Genomic DNA, 16,663 nt, shown 5'->3' on the forward strand with positions numbered 1-16,663 from the left:
TCATGCATTTTTCTGGCAAATTGCTGGCCTCATTAGTATTGCTTTCCCTCGCGGCTTGTTCCTCTATGAATCCGTTTGCGAGTAAGTCTGAAACAAAAAATATTCCGGCGACCTTGCAGGATTTTACCGTGACCATGCCAGTGAAGACTCTTTGGTCAAGCTCGGTTGGCTCATCAGGTGAATATGTATTTACGCCTGCTCAAGTTGGTGCGGATATATATGCGGCTGCAGTGGATGGTACTGTAATTAGATTGGATGCTGCTAATGGTCAGGCGGTCTGGCGTATTAATGCAGGTTCTTCTTTGACTGCTGGAGTTGGTGCTAGCGCTTCTGTAGTAGTTGTTGCAGGGCGAAAAGGTATGTTATTCGCTTTTGATACCGAGGGTAAGTTGCGCTGGAGTGTGCAAACTTCCAGCGAGATACTTTCCTCTCCAGCTGTCGCCAAAGATGTTGTGGTTGTTCGTAGTATGGATAACAAAATCGCGGCGTACGATATAGCAACAGGAACAAAAAAATGGTCTGTCGAGAGACCACTGCCAATTTTGACCTTACGTACTATTCAAGGCATCGCAATCGCGGATCAGTGGGCTATAGTCGCATTGCCTGGTGGTAAGCTAGCATCTTTTTCTTTAACTAATGGCGGTTTGCGTTGGGAGATTGCTGTTGCAGATCCTAAAGGTGCGACTGAGCTTGAGCGAATTACCGATGTTTCTGGAACTCCGTTTATTATCGGAAATGAGGCTTGTGTTTCTGCTTATCAAGGACGTGTTGGTTGTTATGACTTAACCACTGGTGCTGCGCGCTGGGCGAAAACTTTATCCAGCGAAGTTGGTGTAAGTGTAGATGAGCGATTTGTTTTTGCAGCGGATAATTCGGGTGCTGTATCCGCTTATGCTCGTAGTACCGGTGCTAGTGTTTGGCGAAATGATAAATTAGCTTACAGGCGTTTGTCCGCACCAATTTCTTTCGGTCGAGCTGTTGCTGTTGGCGACGGTTCTGGCTTTATCCATTTTCTCTCACGAGAGGATGGTTCTTTCATCGGTCGTATTAGTACCGATGGCAGTCAAATTTTGGCAGCTCCAACTGTAGTTGGCTCGAGTTTGATCGTTCAAACCAAATCAGGGGCAGTGGTTGCATTGACAACCGAGTAATACTAAATGAAGCCGGTTATTGCACTTATAGGTCGACCAAATGTCGGCAAATCCACGCTGTTCAATCGACTTACTCGCTCTCGTGATGCGTTAGTGGCAGATCTTCCTGGTTTGACAAGGGATAGACATTACGGTGAGGGACGTATTGGTGAACGTCCATTTTTGGTTATAGATACTGGTGGTTTCGAGCCCGTTGCCAAAGAAGGCATCATGCATGAAATGGCCAAGCAAACTAAGCAGGCTGTAGCTGAGGCTGATGTGGTTGTGTTTATCGTTGATGGACGTCAGGGTTTGACTCCGCATGATAAAACTATTACGGATTTTTTGCGAAAATCTGGACGCTCCGTGATGTTGGTAGTAAATAAAGCTGAGGGTATGAAATATAGCTCTGTTACAGCCGATTTTTATGAATTAGGATTAGGCGATCCGTACGTCATTTCAGCAGCGCACGGAGATGGCGTAACAGATTTAGTTGAGGAGTCGTTAGACATTGCGTTTGCGCAAAGACCTCCAGAATTGGAGGAGCCAGATGATGTCGTAAGGGGAATCAAGCTCGCGATAGTTGGGCGTCCCAATGTTGGTAAATCAACTTTAGTTAATACACTATTGGGCGAGGATCGGGTCATAGCATTTGATATGCCCGGCACTACCCGTGATTCGATTGAAATTCCTTTTGAGCGCGATGGAAAACATTACACTTTGATTGACACAGCGGGTATTCGCCGCCGTGGAAAAGTGTTTGAGGCAATAGAGAAATTTTCTGTAGTCAAGACTTTACAATCGGTTTCGGAAGCAAATGTTGTGTTGCTTATGCTCGATGCGCAGCAAGATATATCTGAGCAAGATGCACATATAGCTGGCTTTATCTTGGAGTCTGGACGAGCCTTAGTTATTGGTGTCAATAAATGGGATGGCTTGCAAAGCGACAGACGCGATGAAATCAAATTGGATATTGAACGTAAGCTGAATTTTTTGACATTTGCTAAGTTTCATTTTATTTCTGCTTTAAAAGCTAGCGGTATCGCTCCTTTAATGAAGTCCGTCGATGCTGCTTATGCTGCAGCAACAGCGAACTTATCTACGCCAAAATTAACTCGTGCGCTGATAGAAGCTGTTGAGCATCAGCAGCCGAAGCGTAAAGGCTCGATAAGACCTAAGCTGCGTTATGCCCACCAAGGCGGTCAAAATCCACCCATTATTGTTATTCATGGCAATGCCTTGGATTCCATTGGTGATGTATATAAACGCTATTTGGAAAAACATTTTCGAGAAACCTTTTCTTTAGTGGGAACCCCTTTGCGCATAGAAATGCGCTCAGGTAAAAATCCTTTCTCTAAAACTGAAAAATAAGAATTTTCATTTGATCGTTGGTGGATCTAGCAAGCAGCACAAGCGAAAATAGATTACAGTTACAAGGTAATCAACTATTGGGACTCTTGAACTTTTGCAATGTGTCCCCAACTCCTGATCACAACAACATATTGGAGCTGTTATGAGTAATAAAGGGCAACTGTTACAAGACCCGTTCTTGAATGCACTTCGTAAAGAACATATTCCTGTATCCATCTATTTGGTGAATGGCATTAAGTTGCAAGGTCATATTGAATCTTTTGATCAATACGTAGTTTTATTGCGTAATACAGTGACGCAGATGGTATACAAACACGCCATTTCTACTGTTGTTCCCGCACGTGCTGTGACCATCAATACTGAGTCAGAGCCCGAGTAATTATTAGGCATTTATTTTTTGAAAAATAAAATTTTTCTATGCGCGCCGTTTTAATCGGTGTGGACTTCGGTAAAGATGATTTTGCCGCTAGTTTAGAAGAACTATCTCTGCTCTCCCGATCTGCGGGGGCAGAGCCCATGACAACCATTACCTGCAAGCGCTCTAGTCCTGATGCTGCGTTATTTGTAGGCTCTGGTAAAGCGGATGAGATTGCAAATACCATTGCTGATGCTGAGCTCGATATTGCAATCTTTAATCATGCATTATCACCTGCGCAACAGCGGAATTTAGAGCGACGTTTGAAAATACGGGTGGTAGACAGAACTAGTCTGATTCTTGATATTTTCGCGCAGCGTGCTCATAGTCATGAAGGTAAAGTCCAAGTCGAATTGGCGCAGTTGCAGCATCTTGCTACAAGGTTGATACGCGGCTGGACTCATCTGGAGCGACAAAAGGGTGGTATTGGTTTGCGCGGGCCTGGAGAGACTCAGCTTGAAACTGATCGCCGTTTAATCGGTGACCGAGTTAAAGCACTTAAAGCTCGTATGGATAAGTTGCATAAGCAGCGTGAAACACAAAGACGTTCGCGTGGTAGAAGCCACACCTTTTCAGTATCTTTGGTTGGTTATACCAATGCTGGTAAATCTACGTTATTTAATTCGTTGACGAAGGCGGGTGCTTACGCAGCAGACCAGTTGTTTGCTACGTTAGACACTACATCACGACGTTTGTATCTTGCCGATGCAGGTAGTGTTGTGATATCTGACACGGTAGGGTTCATCAGGGAGCTACCGCATCAATTGGTCGATGCATTTCGTGCTACTTTGGAAGAGACAATTCATGCCGATTTGTTGTTGCATGTAGTTGATGCAAGTAGTCCAGTGCGCTTAGACCAAATTCAACAAGTTAATGACGTATTGAAAGAGATCGGTGCTGACCATATTCCTCAATTATTGGTTTGGAATAAGATCGATTTGGCTGGCTTGGAGCCGAGTTTGGAGCTAGGTGAGTATGATAAAATTCAAAGAGTTTTTTTGAGTGCGCAAACTGGTGCCGGAGTAGGTTTGTTGCGGCAAGCGGTTACAGAGTTTGCTAAAGACTATGCATTTAAAAGAAACAATCCAGTAGAGATCGCCCAGTTTGATGATGCGCGGTTTGTCTAAAAATTTATTCAGTATTAAGTCTATTTGTAGTTCAACTCATTATTTTATTGGATAACGACAGAATGTTCGTTTCACTTCTAAAAAAAATTGGCTTAACGATGTCGTTGAACGATCCTCAGTGGGGTCGTGGCTCTCAAAATAACGACAAGGATGGCAAGAAGCCACCTGAGGGTCCACCCGATTTAGAGAAATTATGGCGCGACTTTAATGAACGCATTAGTCGTTTCCTAGGCTCAAAAAATAATGGTAATAACGGCGGCGGTGGTGGCGGATTCACTCCTGATGCTGCCAGTGCTAAATTAGGTGTAAGCATCATCGTTGTTGTGCTGGCGTTTATTTGGTTAATCAGTGGATTCTTCATTGTTCAAGAAGGTCAAACCGGCGTTATTACGACATTTGGTAAGTTCAGCCATACAACAATGTCCGGTTTTAACTGGCGTTGGCCTTACCCGATTCAGGCTCATGAAATCGTCGACGTTTCTCAGGTACGCACCGTCGAAGTTGGTTATCGCTCTAATGTAAAAAATAAAGAGCCAAAAGAAGCACTGATGTTGACCGAGGATGAAAATATCATCGATATTCAGTTTGCCGTTCAATATAAATTAAAGAGTGCGTCTGATTGGCTGTTTAATAATCGTGATCCAGAGGGTATGATCAAGCAAGTGGCAGAAACTGCGATTCGTGAAGTTGTAGGGAAAAGTAAAATGGATTTTGTTCTGTACGAGGGACGAGAAAAGGTAGCGCAAGATGTCGGTGCTTTAATGCAGCAAATTCTTGAACGGTATCAAGCCGGTGTACAGGTTGCGAATGTCACGATGCAAGGTGTGCAGCCTCCTGAGCAAGTACAAGCAGCTTTTGATGATGCCGTAAAAGCAGGTCAGGATAAAGAACGTCAAAAAAATGAAGGCCAAGCCTACGCAAATGATGTGATCCCGAAAGCACGTGGTGAGGCATCGCGCATGTTGCAAGAGTCGGAAGCATACGAGTCAAGAATTGTAGCGACCGCCGAAGGTAATGCATCGCGTTTTAAGCAAGTGTTGGCTGAATATCAAAAGGCGCCTGCAGTTACGCGAGACCGTATGTATCTTGAAACGATGCAGCAAATTTTCTCTAGTACGACTAAAGTCATGATGGATTCTAAGAGTGGTAACAATATGATTTATCTTCCTTTAGATAAGTTAATTCCAGCGTCGGATAATGCCAATGTTAAGTCCTCACCTTCATCTGTAACAACGACACCGGCAGCACCAACCCCGCAAGTAACTGAGCAGATTCCGACGGTTGAGTTGCGCTACAGTAAAGACGGCAGATCCCGTGATAGTCGTGATTCTCGTGATCGGGAGGTAAGATAATGAATAAGTTATTTTCCTCGATACTTGCACTCATCATTGCAATCATGATTTTGTATTCCACGATTTTTGTTGTGGATCAAAAATCATATGCCATTGTTTTTGCATTAGGTGAAGTAAAAGCGGTGATTAGCGAGCCAGGCTTGCATTTCAAATTACCACCACCGTTTCAAAATGTTTTGTTTTTAGATAAACGTATTTTGACGATAGATACTCCAGATGCAGATCGTTTTATTACGGCAGAAAAGAAAAACATACTGGTTGATGCTTTCGTAAAATGGCACATTATTGAGCCAAAATTGTATTACGTTAGCTTTAAGGGTGATGAGGGCAGAGCTCGTGATCGCTTATATCAAATTGTGAAAGCAGCCTTAAATGATGAAATCACTAAACGTACTGTACGTGAAGTTATTTCGGGTGAGCGTGGCAAAGTTATGGAAGCGATCCGCGTCAAAGTTACTGATGAGGCAAAGCAAATCGGCGTAGAGATTATTGATGTGCGATTGAAACGCGTTGATTACGTAGATCAGATCAATAGTTCAGTTTACGATCGAATGAAAGCAGAGCGTACTCGCGTGGCTAATGAATTACGCTCTACAGGATCTGCCGATTCCGAAAAAATCAGAGCAGACGCAGATAAACAAAGAACTGTAATTCTGGCGGAAGCATATCGTGAGGCTGAAAAGATGCGTGGCGCTGGTGATGCTGAAGCGTCACAAATCTATGCGCAGGCATTCGGTCAAAATCCAGAGTTTTACAAATTTTATCGCAGCTTGGAGGCATATCGTGCCAGCTTTAAAACTAAGAACGATGTGATGGTAGTTGATCCAAATTCTGAGTTTTTTAAATATTTTAAAGCGCCTGGCGTAGGTGGCTCAAGTGGTTCAGCCGTCGCTCCAAGTAAGTCAAAGTAATTAATTTATTAAGTAATACTCGTAACTGACAAGGTGATAACGTAGGTCGTGCTATCTAATATGATGGCAGACCTACGTTTGTTGCGTTTGAGGTTTGATAATTTGTTGTTTGTTTTTATTTGATTGTAAGCTCATGCCAAATTGGCTTTTACCGGAAAATATTGCTGATGTTTTGCCATCCGAAGCACGCAAAATAGAAGAGTTACGACGTGTGTTGTTGGACAATTTTAGGTTGTATGGCTACGAGTTGGTCATGCCACCTTTACTCGAATACATAGAATCCTTGCTGACAGGTGCCGGTCAGGACATGGATTTGCGTATGTTTAAATTGGTTGATCAATTATCCGGCCGAACCATGGGAGTTCGGGCTGATATGACAACTCAGGTCGCAAGGATTGATGCGCATTTACTGAACCGTAATTCTGTAACGCGTTTATGTTATGCAGGCAGTGTATTGCATACGCGCCCGTCTGGCCTGCATGCAACACGTGAGCCGATTCAGATTGGTGCTGAAATTTATGGGCATGCTGGTTTAGAGGCGGATGCCGAAATCCAGGAATTAGCGTTAGCTTCTTTAGCAATAGCAAATATCTCAGAAGTGCACCTTGACCTTTGCCATGTCGGTGTACTGAGATCGCTGTTAGAAAGTGATCCCGTTGCTAAAAAGCATGCGTCCAGTTTATTTGCCTTATTGGAAGCGAAAGACTTACCTGCAATAGAGTTAATTTCTAAAGAGTTTAGTCCGGTCGTAAGGCAAGCTTTGTTGGATTTGCCTAAGTTATATGGCGATATCTCGGTGATTGAGCGCGCACGCGCCATATTGCCGCCATTTGCTGGAATTGCTGTTGCCTTGGATGAGCTTGATTATCTGGTGAAGCTCGCCGGTAGTGCGAAAGTTACGATAGATTTGGCAGATTTACGTGGATATCATTACCACAGCGGAGTAATGTTTAATGCTTTTGTGCCAGGCTTACCAAATGCAGTTGCTCGCGGCGGACGTTACGATCATGTTGGTGAAGCTTTTGGCCGTGCTCGCCCAGCGACTGGATTTTCACTTGATTTGCGCGAGCTAGCGCGTCTAATGCCATCGGCAGAGCGCAAAGATGCGATCCTTGCCCCATGGAGTAAAGATCCTGCACTGCGAATAAAGATTGGTGAATTACGCAAAAGTGGAGAAATTGTTATTCAAAGTTTGCCAGGTCATGAGAGCGAACAGGACGAATTTGACTGTAATAGGGCAGTCGTATTTGATGGTAGTCATTGGATTCTTAAAAGTGTAGGTTAAGTGATGTCACAAAATAAAATCGCAAAAAACGTCGTCGTTATTGGTACCCAGTGGGGCGATGAAGGTAAGGGCAAAATCGTTGACTGGTTGACGGATCATGCGCAAGGCGTGGTTCGTTTTCAAGGTGGACATAATGCTGGTCACACTTTGGTGATTGGTGGGCAAAAAACGGCGTTGCAATTGATTCCCTCTGGCATCATGCGCGCTGGCACTGCTTGCTATATCGGGAATGGCGTTGTGTTGTCAGTACCTGATTTATTACGTGAAATTGATAAACTGCAGGCCAATGGCGTAGAGGTTGTATCGCGCCTCAAAATTTCAGAAGCTTGCCCGGTAATTCTGCCTTACCACACGGCACTTGATGCAGCGCGTGAAGTAGCGCGTGGCGCGGCCAAAATTGGTACGACTGGAAAAGGCATCGGCCCAGCGTATGAAGATAAAGTCGCTCGTCGTGCGATTCGCGTTGCCGATTTGCTTAACGCAGAACGCTTTGCTGAAAAACTCAAAGAGAATCTGGATTATCACAATTTTGTGCTAACCAATTACCTCAAAGCGCCAGCCGTTGATTTTCAAAAAACATTGGATGATACCTTGGCAAATGTGCCGCGTATCCGTCCTATGGTTGCCGATGTTTCTAGCGCCCTTTATGCCGCATATAAAAATGGCGCTAGCTTGCTGTTTGAAGGTGCCCAAGGCAGTTTGTTAGATGTGGATCATGGCACATACCCATTCGTCACTTCTAGCAATTGTGTAGCTGGTAACGCTGCCGCAGGCTCTGGTGTTGGCCCAAATATGTTGCATTACATTTTGGGAATTACTAAAGCCTATACAACCCGTGTTGGCTCTGGTCCTTTCCCTTCTGAACTGCCGACGGATCAAGGTGTTGGAAAACATTTAGCTAGCGTTGGACATGAGTTTGGTACAGTCACTGGCCGCGCTCGTCGTTGCGGCTGGTTTGATGCAGCACTGCTGAAGCGTTCTGTACAGATCAATGGCGTGTCTGGCATGTGCTTAACCAAGCTAGACGTGTTGGATGGTGTTGATACATTGAAGCTGTGTACTGGCTATACCGTTGATGGTAAAGCCGTGGATATCTTCCCGGTTGGCGCCGAAGAGGCAGCTCGTTGTGTCGCTGTTTATGAGGAAATGCCAGGCTGGACAGAAACAACCGTAGGTGCAAAAAGTATGGATGCCTTGCCATTGAACGCGCGTAATTATATTAAGCGTATTGAAGAATTAGTTGGCGTGCCCATTGATATGGTTTCTACTGGCCCGGATCGGGAAGAGACTATCGTTTTGCGTCACCCATTTCTATAATTCAGCAAATAAATAAAATAAGGGAAGTAAGATGACGTTGCCAGCTTCAACAGATAAAGATTTATGGGTTTCATGGGAGTCTTACCATCGCTCCGTCGAGCATTTGGCGTTAAAAGTATATGAGTCTGGTTGGAAGTTTGACCAGATTTTATGTCTCGCGCGTGGTGGCTTGCGTCCCGGTGATACTTTATCCCGTATTTTTGATGTGCCATTGGCAATTTTATCGACTAGCTCGTATCGTGAAGACGCGGGTACAGTGCAGGGATCATTGGATATAGGTAAATATATTTCGATGACTAAGGGTAGTTTGCAAGGACGCGTTTTAGTGGTGGATGATCTGGTCGATTCCGGTGTCACCTTAGAAAAAGTTTTGCATCATCTGCGTGAAAATTTCCCAGGTGTTACTGAGGCCAAATCAGCCGTCATTTGGTATAAGGCTTGCTCGACTGTAAAGCCAGATTTTTATCTGGATTACCTTGCAAGCAATCCTTGGATACATCAACCTTTTGAAGAGTACGACAGTATTCGACCACAGCAATTAAATGCTTGGCTAAAAAAAGGTGAGACAAAAGAGTAATCATCATGATGGGAGCAAACAAAATTTGCTCCCGTTTTTTTTGATATTGACGAGACATAGATAATTCGAATTAACAGAAATCAAGCCTCACGCGAATTCAAAACTAATTACTCAATAGAAATACAAAATCGGTATTACCTATTGTTGAGAGTGATATTTGGTTCATGGATTTATTGAGTTAAATATACTCCCCTATATTTTCAATAAAAATGCTGTATTGTCCAATTAATCTTTCGACGATTAAAATATACTCACTATCAGTATTAATATTTTAGGAGCGTTTAGATCTGTCAATGATGTTCGCATAGCTGCTTATAGTGACTCTTAGTTCGTATCTGTTCGCAGCTTGTGAACAAATATAAAGCGGTATGGTGTTGCTTGAAATTCCGGTTGTTGTACACATAACCAAACTATTCAACGATTGATTACATAGCCTAAACAATTAAGATAAATAAGCAAACAGGCAATCAAAATGATCAGTAAATATTAACAAACAACGGACAAATAACATATGCACTACGGTGAACGTTTCAACAGTATCAGCCATACAGTCGGCGCCGCTTTGGCTGCTATCGGCGGTACTGTCTTAATCGTACTCGCAGCAAAATCTGGTGATCCTTGGAAAATAGTTAGCTTCAGTATTTATACCGCTACCTTATTGATTCTTTATCTGGCGTCCACGCTTTACCACAGCCTGCGTGGAGGAGCTAAAAATGTGTTTCAAAAATTTGATTACTGTGCAATTTACTTATTGATTGCCGGAAGCTACACGCCGTTCACCCTGGTGACCTTGCGTGGTGCTTGGGGATGGACCTTGTTTGGCGTAGTCTGGGGCTTAGCGTTGGCCGGTATTCTTCAGGAAATATGGCTGGCTAAAGGCGCGCGCATTATGTCGCTGATCATTTATGTAATGATGGGCTGGTTGGCATTGATCGGCATTAAGCCTTTATTCACTGCGCTAGGCCCATATGGCTTTGCATGGCTTGCTGCAGGAGGGCTGTTTTATACTTTAGGAATTGGTTTTTATGCTACCGATCATAAGGTGAAGCATGGTCATGGCGTATGGCATCTTTTTGTTTTGGCTGGCAGTATTTGCCACTATGTTGCAGTTTTATTTTACGTTGCCTAGTGATCGTAGGTAAAAGACTGATAGATTTAATTTCTTTAGTAATCAGTATGTTATCTGCAGAGCAGATGAGATAAAAAGCTAGGAGATTTATAAATATAACGATAGTTTTAGATGGGCTTGAGCAAAGATCGGAGTTGATTTTTAGATCGAACACATTTGCTTCGTTTGTGTCATCAATGAGTCGTGTATTCGCAGTTATAATCTTAAAACCGTTCGCTGAACAGATGAGATTTCTCCGCAATCAACTCAGCGACCAAATACTCGATGTGTAATGCATTGAGTAGTGAGTAGAAGCTAGAAGCGGTGTTGAGCGAAAGCGAAAATGGAAACGAATTTAGTCATCCAAATAGCAAAAAGCCTCGTTGAAAAATCAACGAGGCTTAAAATACTTGGTGCCCACGGAGGGACTCGAACCCCCACACCCGAAGGCACATGGACCTGAACCATGCGCGTCTACCAATTCCGCCACGTGGGCAACGAAAGACGTGATTATAAAGTATCCGCGTACTAAGTCAATAGCTTGGCCAGTCCAGGGACGTAAGATAGAGAGTAAAGTTAGGCAATTTGCTTGCTCTCCGGTAAACTAAGTACTTCCTGTAAAAGTGACAGGAACCAATTTTTAATCATACTGAAGAAAAGATTTTCAACTCTTGAATAAACATTCCTACCCCATTCCAAGCCGCGAGGAAATTCTCGGCATCCTGCGCACCTCTAGCTCCAAGCAAAAGGTGGAGACGATTGCAGACCAACTAGGCGTAAAACCTGAGGAGCTTGACGGCATGGTGCGACGATTAAACGCGATGGAAAGAGATGGGCAGGTCAAGCAAGATAAGTCTGGAAACTACACGCTTGCCAATCAGGATAATTTTATTTCCGGTCGAGTTAGCAGTCATCGCGATGGTTATGGGTTTTTAACGCCAGAAGACGGTAGCGAAGATTTGTTTTTGCCAGAACGAGAAATGCAACGCGTATTACATGGTGATCGCGTCACCGCACGTGTTGTCGGCACAGACCGGCGAGGTCGCCTGGAAGGTGGCATTATCGAAATTTTAGAGCGCGCTAATACCCATATCATTGGGCGGCTGCTCAATGAAAACGGCGTGTGGATCGTTGCTCCAGAAGATAAACGATTTAGTCAGGATATTTTGCTGGCGGGTTCGCCTGGCAAAGCTAAATCGGGACAAGTTGTTAGCGTAGAACTGACCGAACAACCGACTAAATATGCACAAGCAGTTGGCCGTATTGTTGAGGTATTAGGCGACGTTGATGATCCCGGAATGGAAATCGAAATCGCCGTCAGAAAATTTGGCGTGCCGCATGAGTTTTCTGAATCAGCAAAAAAAGCAGCCCGTAAATTGCCCTCAGAGATCCGCGATGCTGATTTAGTTGATCGCGTTGATTTGCGTGACATCCCGCTAGTAACAATTGATGGTGAAGACGCACGCGACTTTGATGATGCCGTATATTGCGAAGCCATTAAAACTGGTCGATCAAAAGGCTATCGTCTGATCGTTGCGATTGCCGATGTTAGTCATTACGTCAAACCAAATGACGCACTCGATCAAGATGCATTATTACGCAGTACATCGGTTTACTTCCCGCGCCGGGTTATCCCGATGCTGCCGGAAAAATTGTCGAATGGACTGTGCTCGCTGAATCCCGATGTTGATCGATTGACTTTAGTCTGCGATATGGTTATTTCTCTCGACGGGGAAGTGACAGCGTATCAATTTTATCCATCTGTTATTCATTCTTCCGCTCGCTTTACTTACACAGAAGTCGCTGCAATTTTAGGTAATACCAAAGGTCCTGAGGCAAACAAACGTCTGACCTTAGTACCGCACTTATTGGATTTATACGACTGTTTCCAGGCATTGTTAAAAGCCCGCCATCGTCGTGGTGCAATTGATTTTGAGACGACGGAAACCTACATCGTTTGCAATGCCGCCGGCAAGATAGAAAAAATTCTGCCGCGTACTCGCAATGATGCGCACAAGCTGATCGAAGAATGCATGTTGGCCGCCAATGTATGTGCTGCTAATTTGCTGGAGACATACAAGCAACCGGGAACCTATCGAATTCATGCAGGACCGACCAAAGAAAAATTGACGCAAGTCAGAAACTTCTTAAAGCAAGTCGGCCTTAATTTAACGGGTGGGGATAAACCATCCGCCTCTGATTATGCTGAACTCATGGGCAAAATCAAAGGGCGTCCAGACTCTAGTTTGCTGCAAACCATGTTGCTGCGCTCTATGCAACAAGCGGTCTACAGCCCGGATAATATCGGTCATTTTGGTTTGTCCTATGACGCTTATGCGCATTTCACCAGCCCGATCCGGCGTTATCCTGATCTGTTGACGCATAGAGCGATCAAAGCCATTTTGTTAGGCAAAAAATATGAACCAAAAGGGATAGATACCAGCTTGCTCAATACGACGGTTTCTAATGCTGCTCGTAAACAGCAAATTATTGATAAGGCTGCTGGTAAAAAGCCTAAAGCAGAACAAGATCTGACCATTTGGGATGCTCTTGGTGTGCATTGCTCTGCCAATGAGCGCAGAGCAGATGAGGCGTCCCGCGACGTGGAAGCCTGGCTGAAATGTTATTTCATCAGGAATAAACTCGGTGAAGAATTTAGCGGCACTATTTCGGGCGTAACGCAGTTTGGTATTTTCGTGCAGTTGGATGATATTTATATCGAAGGCCTGGTTCATATTACTGAACTTGGTGCAGATTATTTCCAGTTCGATGATGCACGTCACGAGTTGCGTGGTGAGCGCACTGGCAAGCGTTATCAACTAGCAGACAAAATCAAAGTGCAGGTTAGTCGGGTTGATCTTGACGCACGAAAAATCGACTTGGCAATTGTGCCAGCCAGCGGTACTGGTGCTCGCATTGCACCAGCGGCAGATGCCCGTGGTAATTCAGGCGCTACTGAGCGCGCTAAAGCAGGTAAAGCCAGCGTAGGTAAAGCTGGCGTGAAGACAAATAAGGCAAGTGCAAAAGCGCCGAATAAAATCGCTGCTAAGGCCGCTAGTCCTGCTGCGAATTCGCGTTCCGGTAAGCCTGCAACTACCGAACGCGCACCTCGCGCAGCATCTAGAAGCGGTAAAAAGAAACGCTAGAAGAAACGCTCAATTCCTGCATCAAAAAGCAGGTAATTGAGAGTGCTAAAGTAAAACAGATATGCATACGACATGTTAGATTTGCTGCAAATGCAGTAAGTGCTACAAACATTGTAAATATCCGATGTAGTAAATATTTCATGTCGTAAGTGCCCATGGAATAAGTGTCCCATTTAGTTGAACAAAGAAATAAATTAAAGAAGTAAATAATGAAAAATAAAATGATTTTTGGTTTCCATGCTGTGACATCTCGTATTCGTCATGAGGCGTCCTCAGTAGAGGAAATTTACGTGGATTCTTCGCGTGTTGATGGCCGTATGAAAGACCTGTTAAGTGCAGCAAAAGCAGCAGGTGTGCGTATTATTCCGGCAGATGATCAGCGTTTATCCAATATTGTCGGCACTCGCCGTCATCAAGGTGTTGTGGCAAAAGCAGGTGAGTTATCTTTAGCACGCAATCTGGATGAATTATTGGATGCAATTGAAGGTCCACCCTTATTGCTCATCTTGGATGGCATCACCGATCCGCATAATCTGGGCGCATGTTTACGGGTAGCCGATGGTGCCGGTGCTCACGCAGTCATTGCGCCAAAAGACCGGGCTGTTGGTTTAAACGCGACTGCAGCCAAAGTCGCCAGCGGCGCGGCAGAGACGGTGCCGTACATCACAGTAACGAATCTGGCGCGTACTTTGCGCGAATTAAAAGAACGCGACATCATGTTGGTCGGTACCTCTGATGAAGTGGATAAGACGATTTACGACGTTGATTTTAAGGGCGGTATTGCGATCGTCATGGGCTCAGAAGGCGAGGGCATGCGTCGCTTGACTAGAGAAATCTGCGATGCATTGGTTAGTATTCCAATGTTTGGTTCGGTTGAAAGTTTAAATGTCTCAGTTGCCTCTGGCTTGTGTCTATACGAAGCTCGTAGACAGCGTTTGCCGGGTGTCCGATAATATTCTTGTCTCTATATCGACATTTCTTTAGCGGTGCTCTGATCTGTTCATCTTAGCTCGGACTCCTCAGGAGTTCGTTTAGTGTCGGCAGGAATTTTCTGGACGCGCTAAGATGCATCTCCCTTTTGGTTTCTGCCATTATCCTTTTTTATCTTTTATAGATCACATCATGTTTAGCCGCTTGCGCGAAGATATCGCCAACATCATCCAACGAGATCCTGCTGCCCGCAATACTTGGGAGGTCGTGACTTGTTATCCAGGCTTTCATGCAATCTTGATGCATGGTTGGGCAAAGTGGTGCTGGACTCGTGGTTTGAAGTGGCTGGGGCGTTTTATTGCCCATTTGGCGCGCATAGTGACTGGGATAGAAATCCATCCGGGCGCAACCATAGGACGCAGAGTTTTTATCGATCATGGTTTTGGTGTTGTGATTGGTGAGACCGCGGAGATCGGTGACGACTGCACGATCTACCAGGGAGTGACGTTAGGTGGGACTTCACTCTCTAAAGGCGCCAAGCGGCATCCGACTTTAGAGCCAGGTGTGATTGTCGGTGCCGGTGCTAAAGTGTTAGGTGGTTTTACAATTGGTGCCGGTGCCAAAATTGGTTCTAATTCTGTCGTGGTCAAACCCGTGCCAGCTGGCGCAACTGCCGTCGGCAATCCGGCTCATATCGTAAAAAAAGAATCCGCGTCCGATGTTGGTACAGGCAATTTGTTTAGTGCCTATGGCGTAACGTCGAACGGTGATGATCCGATCTCTAAAGTGCTACATAAGTTAATTGACCATGCCGCTGCACAGCAAGAGCAAATAGAAAAATTAACCATCGCACTTGCCAGTGCAGGCATCGCCTGTGAGCAACAAGCGGCCACCGATAAGCTCAATCCAGAACAAATTAATAGTTTGGTTGATTGATTTATCTGCGGTGGTAATTTTATTCTTTTAGGACTTACGCAAAATCGATAATGTACTTTGCTTTTCTTACAGAGCTAAAATAATTTAGTCGGCCAGACCCTGGAAATATCAATCAAAAATGGCATTGAATTATTACATGTCGGATTAATATACTCCCCCCTTAAATTCGTCAAAATAGCCGTATCGACCAGATTATTAATGGACATCTAAATATACCGTATAGGAGTATATTCTAGGCGAGAGTGTTCAGATTGCTTCAGATGGAGTATCTAAGCGTGTTCCATCAAACTGATAACTGACGAATTCTCCATTGTCGTAGAGCGCAAGCCAGCCACCACGAGCTAGCTCCGTTGTGCCTACATCGCAATCCCAATCAGGTAAGACATAGCGTGTAGTTTGTCCGTGCTGGTGTATTGCAGGCCTGTGTGTGTGTCCATGAACCATGATCTTAGCGCCGCTCTCTGAGAAAAGCTTTTCTATCGCTGCTTGATTGACATCCATGATCGCAAGGCTTTTGCCTTTTTGTTCCATCTTGCTGTCTTTGCGCATACCTTCAATAATAGCTTTGCGCTGTGTCAGTGGCATGTTGAGAAACTGTGTTTGCCACGCCGTTTGACGTACTTGATTGCGAAACGCTATATATGCAACATCGTCAGTACATTGTGCGTCACCGTGGGCAATTACTATTTCCTTGCCAGTCAGCGTAATCACGCTTGGGTCAGGTAGTAACTGAGCGCCGGTCGCCTCTGCAAATAGATCGCCAATTAAAAAATCCCGATTGCCGGCGATCCAGAAGATCTCTGTTCCGGTATCGTTCACTGCGCGTAGAGCGTCGACTATTTTTTGATTATAGTCATCGACAATATCGTCATCGCCAGCCCAATATTCAAACAAATCACCCAACAAAAATAATTGTTTTGCTTGAGGTGCCTGCGTTTTTAAAAACGCAAAAAAAGCCTGGCTAGTTTTTGGGAGCAATGCGCGTAAATGCACATCAGAAGCAAAAAGCGCAACCAAAGTTGGCTGCGCTTTTGAGTGGTTATATGGAGCGATCACTA

The 16,663-nt window shown here is 44.6% G+C and carries 14 protein-coding genes and 1 tRNA gene; 13 read left to right on the plus strand and 2 right to left on the minus strand.

Annotated elements, in window-relative coordinates; all coding sequences use genetic code 11:
- Window positions 1-2 precede the first annotated feature (2 nt).
- The 10 genes from bamB (at window position 3) to trhA (ending at window position 10,614) form a co-directional block, all read left to right on the plus strand.
- Window positions 3-1,151: an outer membrane protein assembly factor BamB gene (bamB, locus tag AAKU64_RS02215; RefSeq protein ID WP_354361291.1), complete on the plus strand. Its 1,149-nt coding sequence runs from the start codon at window positions 3-5 to the stop codon at window positions 1,149-1,151.
- Window positions 1,152-1,157: 6 nt separating this feature from the next.
- A complete protein-coding gene (gene der, locus AAKU64_RS02220) occupies window positions 1,158-2,501 on the plus strand; it encodes a ribosome biogenesis GTPase Der (protein ID WP_354330568.1) in 1,344 nt (447 codons plus the stop codon).
- A 142-nt stretch (window positions 2,502-2,643) separates the two neighbouring features.
- Window positions 2,644-2,880 (plus strand): RNA chaperone Hfq, encoded by a 237-nt coding sequence (gene hfq / locus AAKU64_RS02225; protein ID WP_322119080.1) that lies wholly within the window; start codon window positions 2,644-2,646, stop codon window positions 2,878-2,880.
- A gap of 38 nt (window positions 2,881-2,918) precedes the next feature.
- Window positions 2,919-4,043 (plus strand): GTPase HflX, encoded by a 1,125-nt coding sequence (gene hflX / locus AAKU64_RS02230; protein ID WP_354330567.1) that lies wholly within the window; start codon window positions 2,919-2,921, stop codon window positions 4,041-4,043.
- A gap of 62 nt (window positions 4,044-4,105) precedes the next feature.
- Complete coding sequence (hflK, locus tag AAKU64_RS02235; protein WP_354330565.1) at window positions 4,106-5,395, plus strand: FtsH protease activity modulator HflK; 1,290 nt, start codon at window positions 4,106-4,108, stop codon at window positions 5,393-5,395.
- Window positions 5,395-6,306 carry a protease modulator HflC gene (gene hflC / locus AAKU64_RS02240; protein WP_354330563.1) on the plus strand — a complete coding sequence of 304 codons (912 nt, stop codon included), beginning with the start codon at window positions 5,395-5,397 and terminating at the stop codon, window positions 6,304-6,306. Before hflK ends, hflC begins: the two co-directional genes overlap by 1 nt.
- Before the next feature lie 133 nt (window positions 6,307-6,439).
- Window positions 6,440-7,591 carry an ATP phosphoribosyltransferase regulatory subunit gene (locus AAKU64_RS02245; protein ID WP_354330561.1) on the plus strand — a complete coding sequence of 384 codons (1,152 nt, stop codon included), beginning with the start codon at window positions 6,440-6,442 and terminating at the stop codon, window positions 7,589-7,591.
- Window positions 7,592-7,594: 3 nt separating this feature from the next.
- Complete coding sequence (locus AAKU64_RS02250) at window positions 7,595-8,908, plus strand: adenylosuccinate synthase (RefSeq protein WP_354330559.1); 1,314 nt, start codon at window positions 7,595-7,597, stop codon at window positions 8,906-8,908.
- Between the two features lie 37 nt (window positions 8,909-8,945).
- Window positions 8,946-9,485 (plus strand): phosphoribosyltransferase, encoded by a 540-nt coding sequence (locus AAKU64_RS02255; protein WP_322121577.1) that lies wholly within the window; start codon window positions 8,946-8,948, stop codon window positions 9,483-9,485.
- Window positions 9,486-9,996: 511 nt separating this feature from the next.
- Window positions 9,997-10,614: a PAQR family membrane homeostasis protein TrhA gene (gene trhA / locus AAKU64_RS02260; protein ID WP_354330557.1), complete on the plus strand. Its 618-nt coding sequence runs from the start codon at window positions 9,997-9,999 to the stop codon at window positions 10,612-10,614.
- 390 nt (window positions 10,615-11,004) lie between these two features.
- On the opposite strand, the gene AAKU64_RS02265 is transcribed toward trhA, so the two are convergent.
- Window positions 11,005-11,089 (minus strand) — tRNA-Leu (locus AAKU64_RS02265).
- A 175-nt stretch (window positions 11,090-11,264) separates the two neighbouring features.
- Between AAKU64_RS02265 and rnr the strand changes: the two genes are divergently transcribed.
- The 3 genes from rnr (at window position 11,265) to cysE (ending at window position 15,605) form a co-directional block, all read left to right on the plus strand.
- Window positions 11,265-13,739: a ribonuclease R gene (rnr, locus tag AAKU64_RS02270; RefSeq protein WP_354361293.1), complete on the plus strand. Its 2,475-nt coding sequence runs from the start codon at window positions 11,265-11,267 to the stop codon at window positions 13,737-13,739.
- 209 nt (window positions 13,740-13,948) lie between these two features.
- On the plus strand, window positions 13,949-14,692 hold the full coding sequence (gene rlmB, locus AAKU64_RS02275) for a 23S rRNA (guanosine(2251)-2'-O)-methyltransferase RlmB (protein ID WP_354330553.1): 744 nt from the start codon (window positions 13,949-13,951) through the stop codon (window positions 14,690-14,692).
- 169 nt (window positions 14,693-14,861) lie between these two features.
- Entirely contained in the window at window positions 14,862-15,605 is a 744-nt protein-coding gene (gene cysE, locus AAKU64_RS02280) for a serine O-acetyltransferase (protein ID WP_354330551.1), read from the plus strand.
- A gap of 246 nt (window positions 15,606-15,851) precedes the next feature.
- On the opposite strand, the gene AAKU64_RS02285 is transcribed toward cysE, so the two are convergent.
- On the minus strand, window positions 15,852-16,661 hold the full coding sequence (locus tag AAKU64_RS02285; protein ID WP_354330549.1) for a UDP-2,3-diacylglucosamine diphosphatase: 810 nt from the start codon (window positions 16,659-16,661) through the stop codon (window positions 15,852-15,854).
- Window positions 16,662-16,663 lie beyond the last annotated feature (2 nt).

Source organism: Undibacterium sp. GrIS 1.8, from assembly GCF_040544445.1.
In the GTDB taxonomy this organism is placed as follows: domain Bacteria; phylum Pseudomonadota; class Gammaproteobacteria; order Burkholderiales; family Burkholderiaceae_D; genus Undibacterium.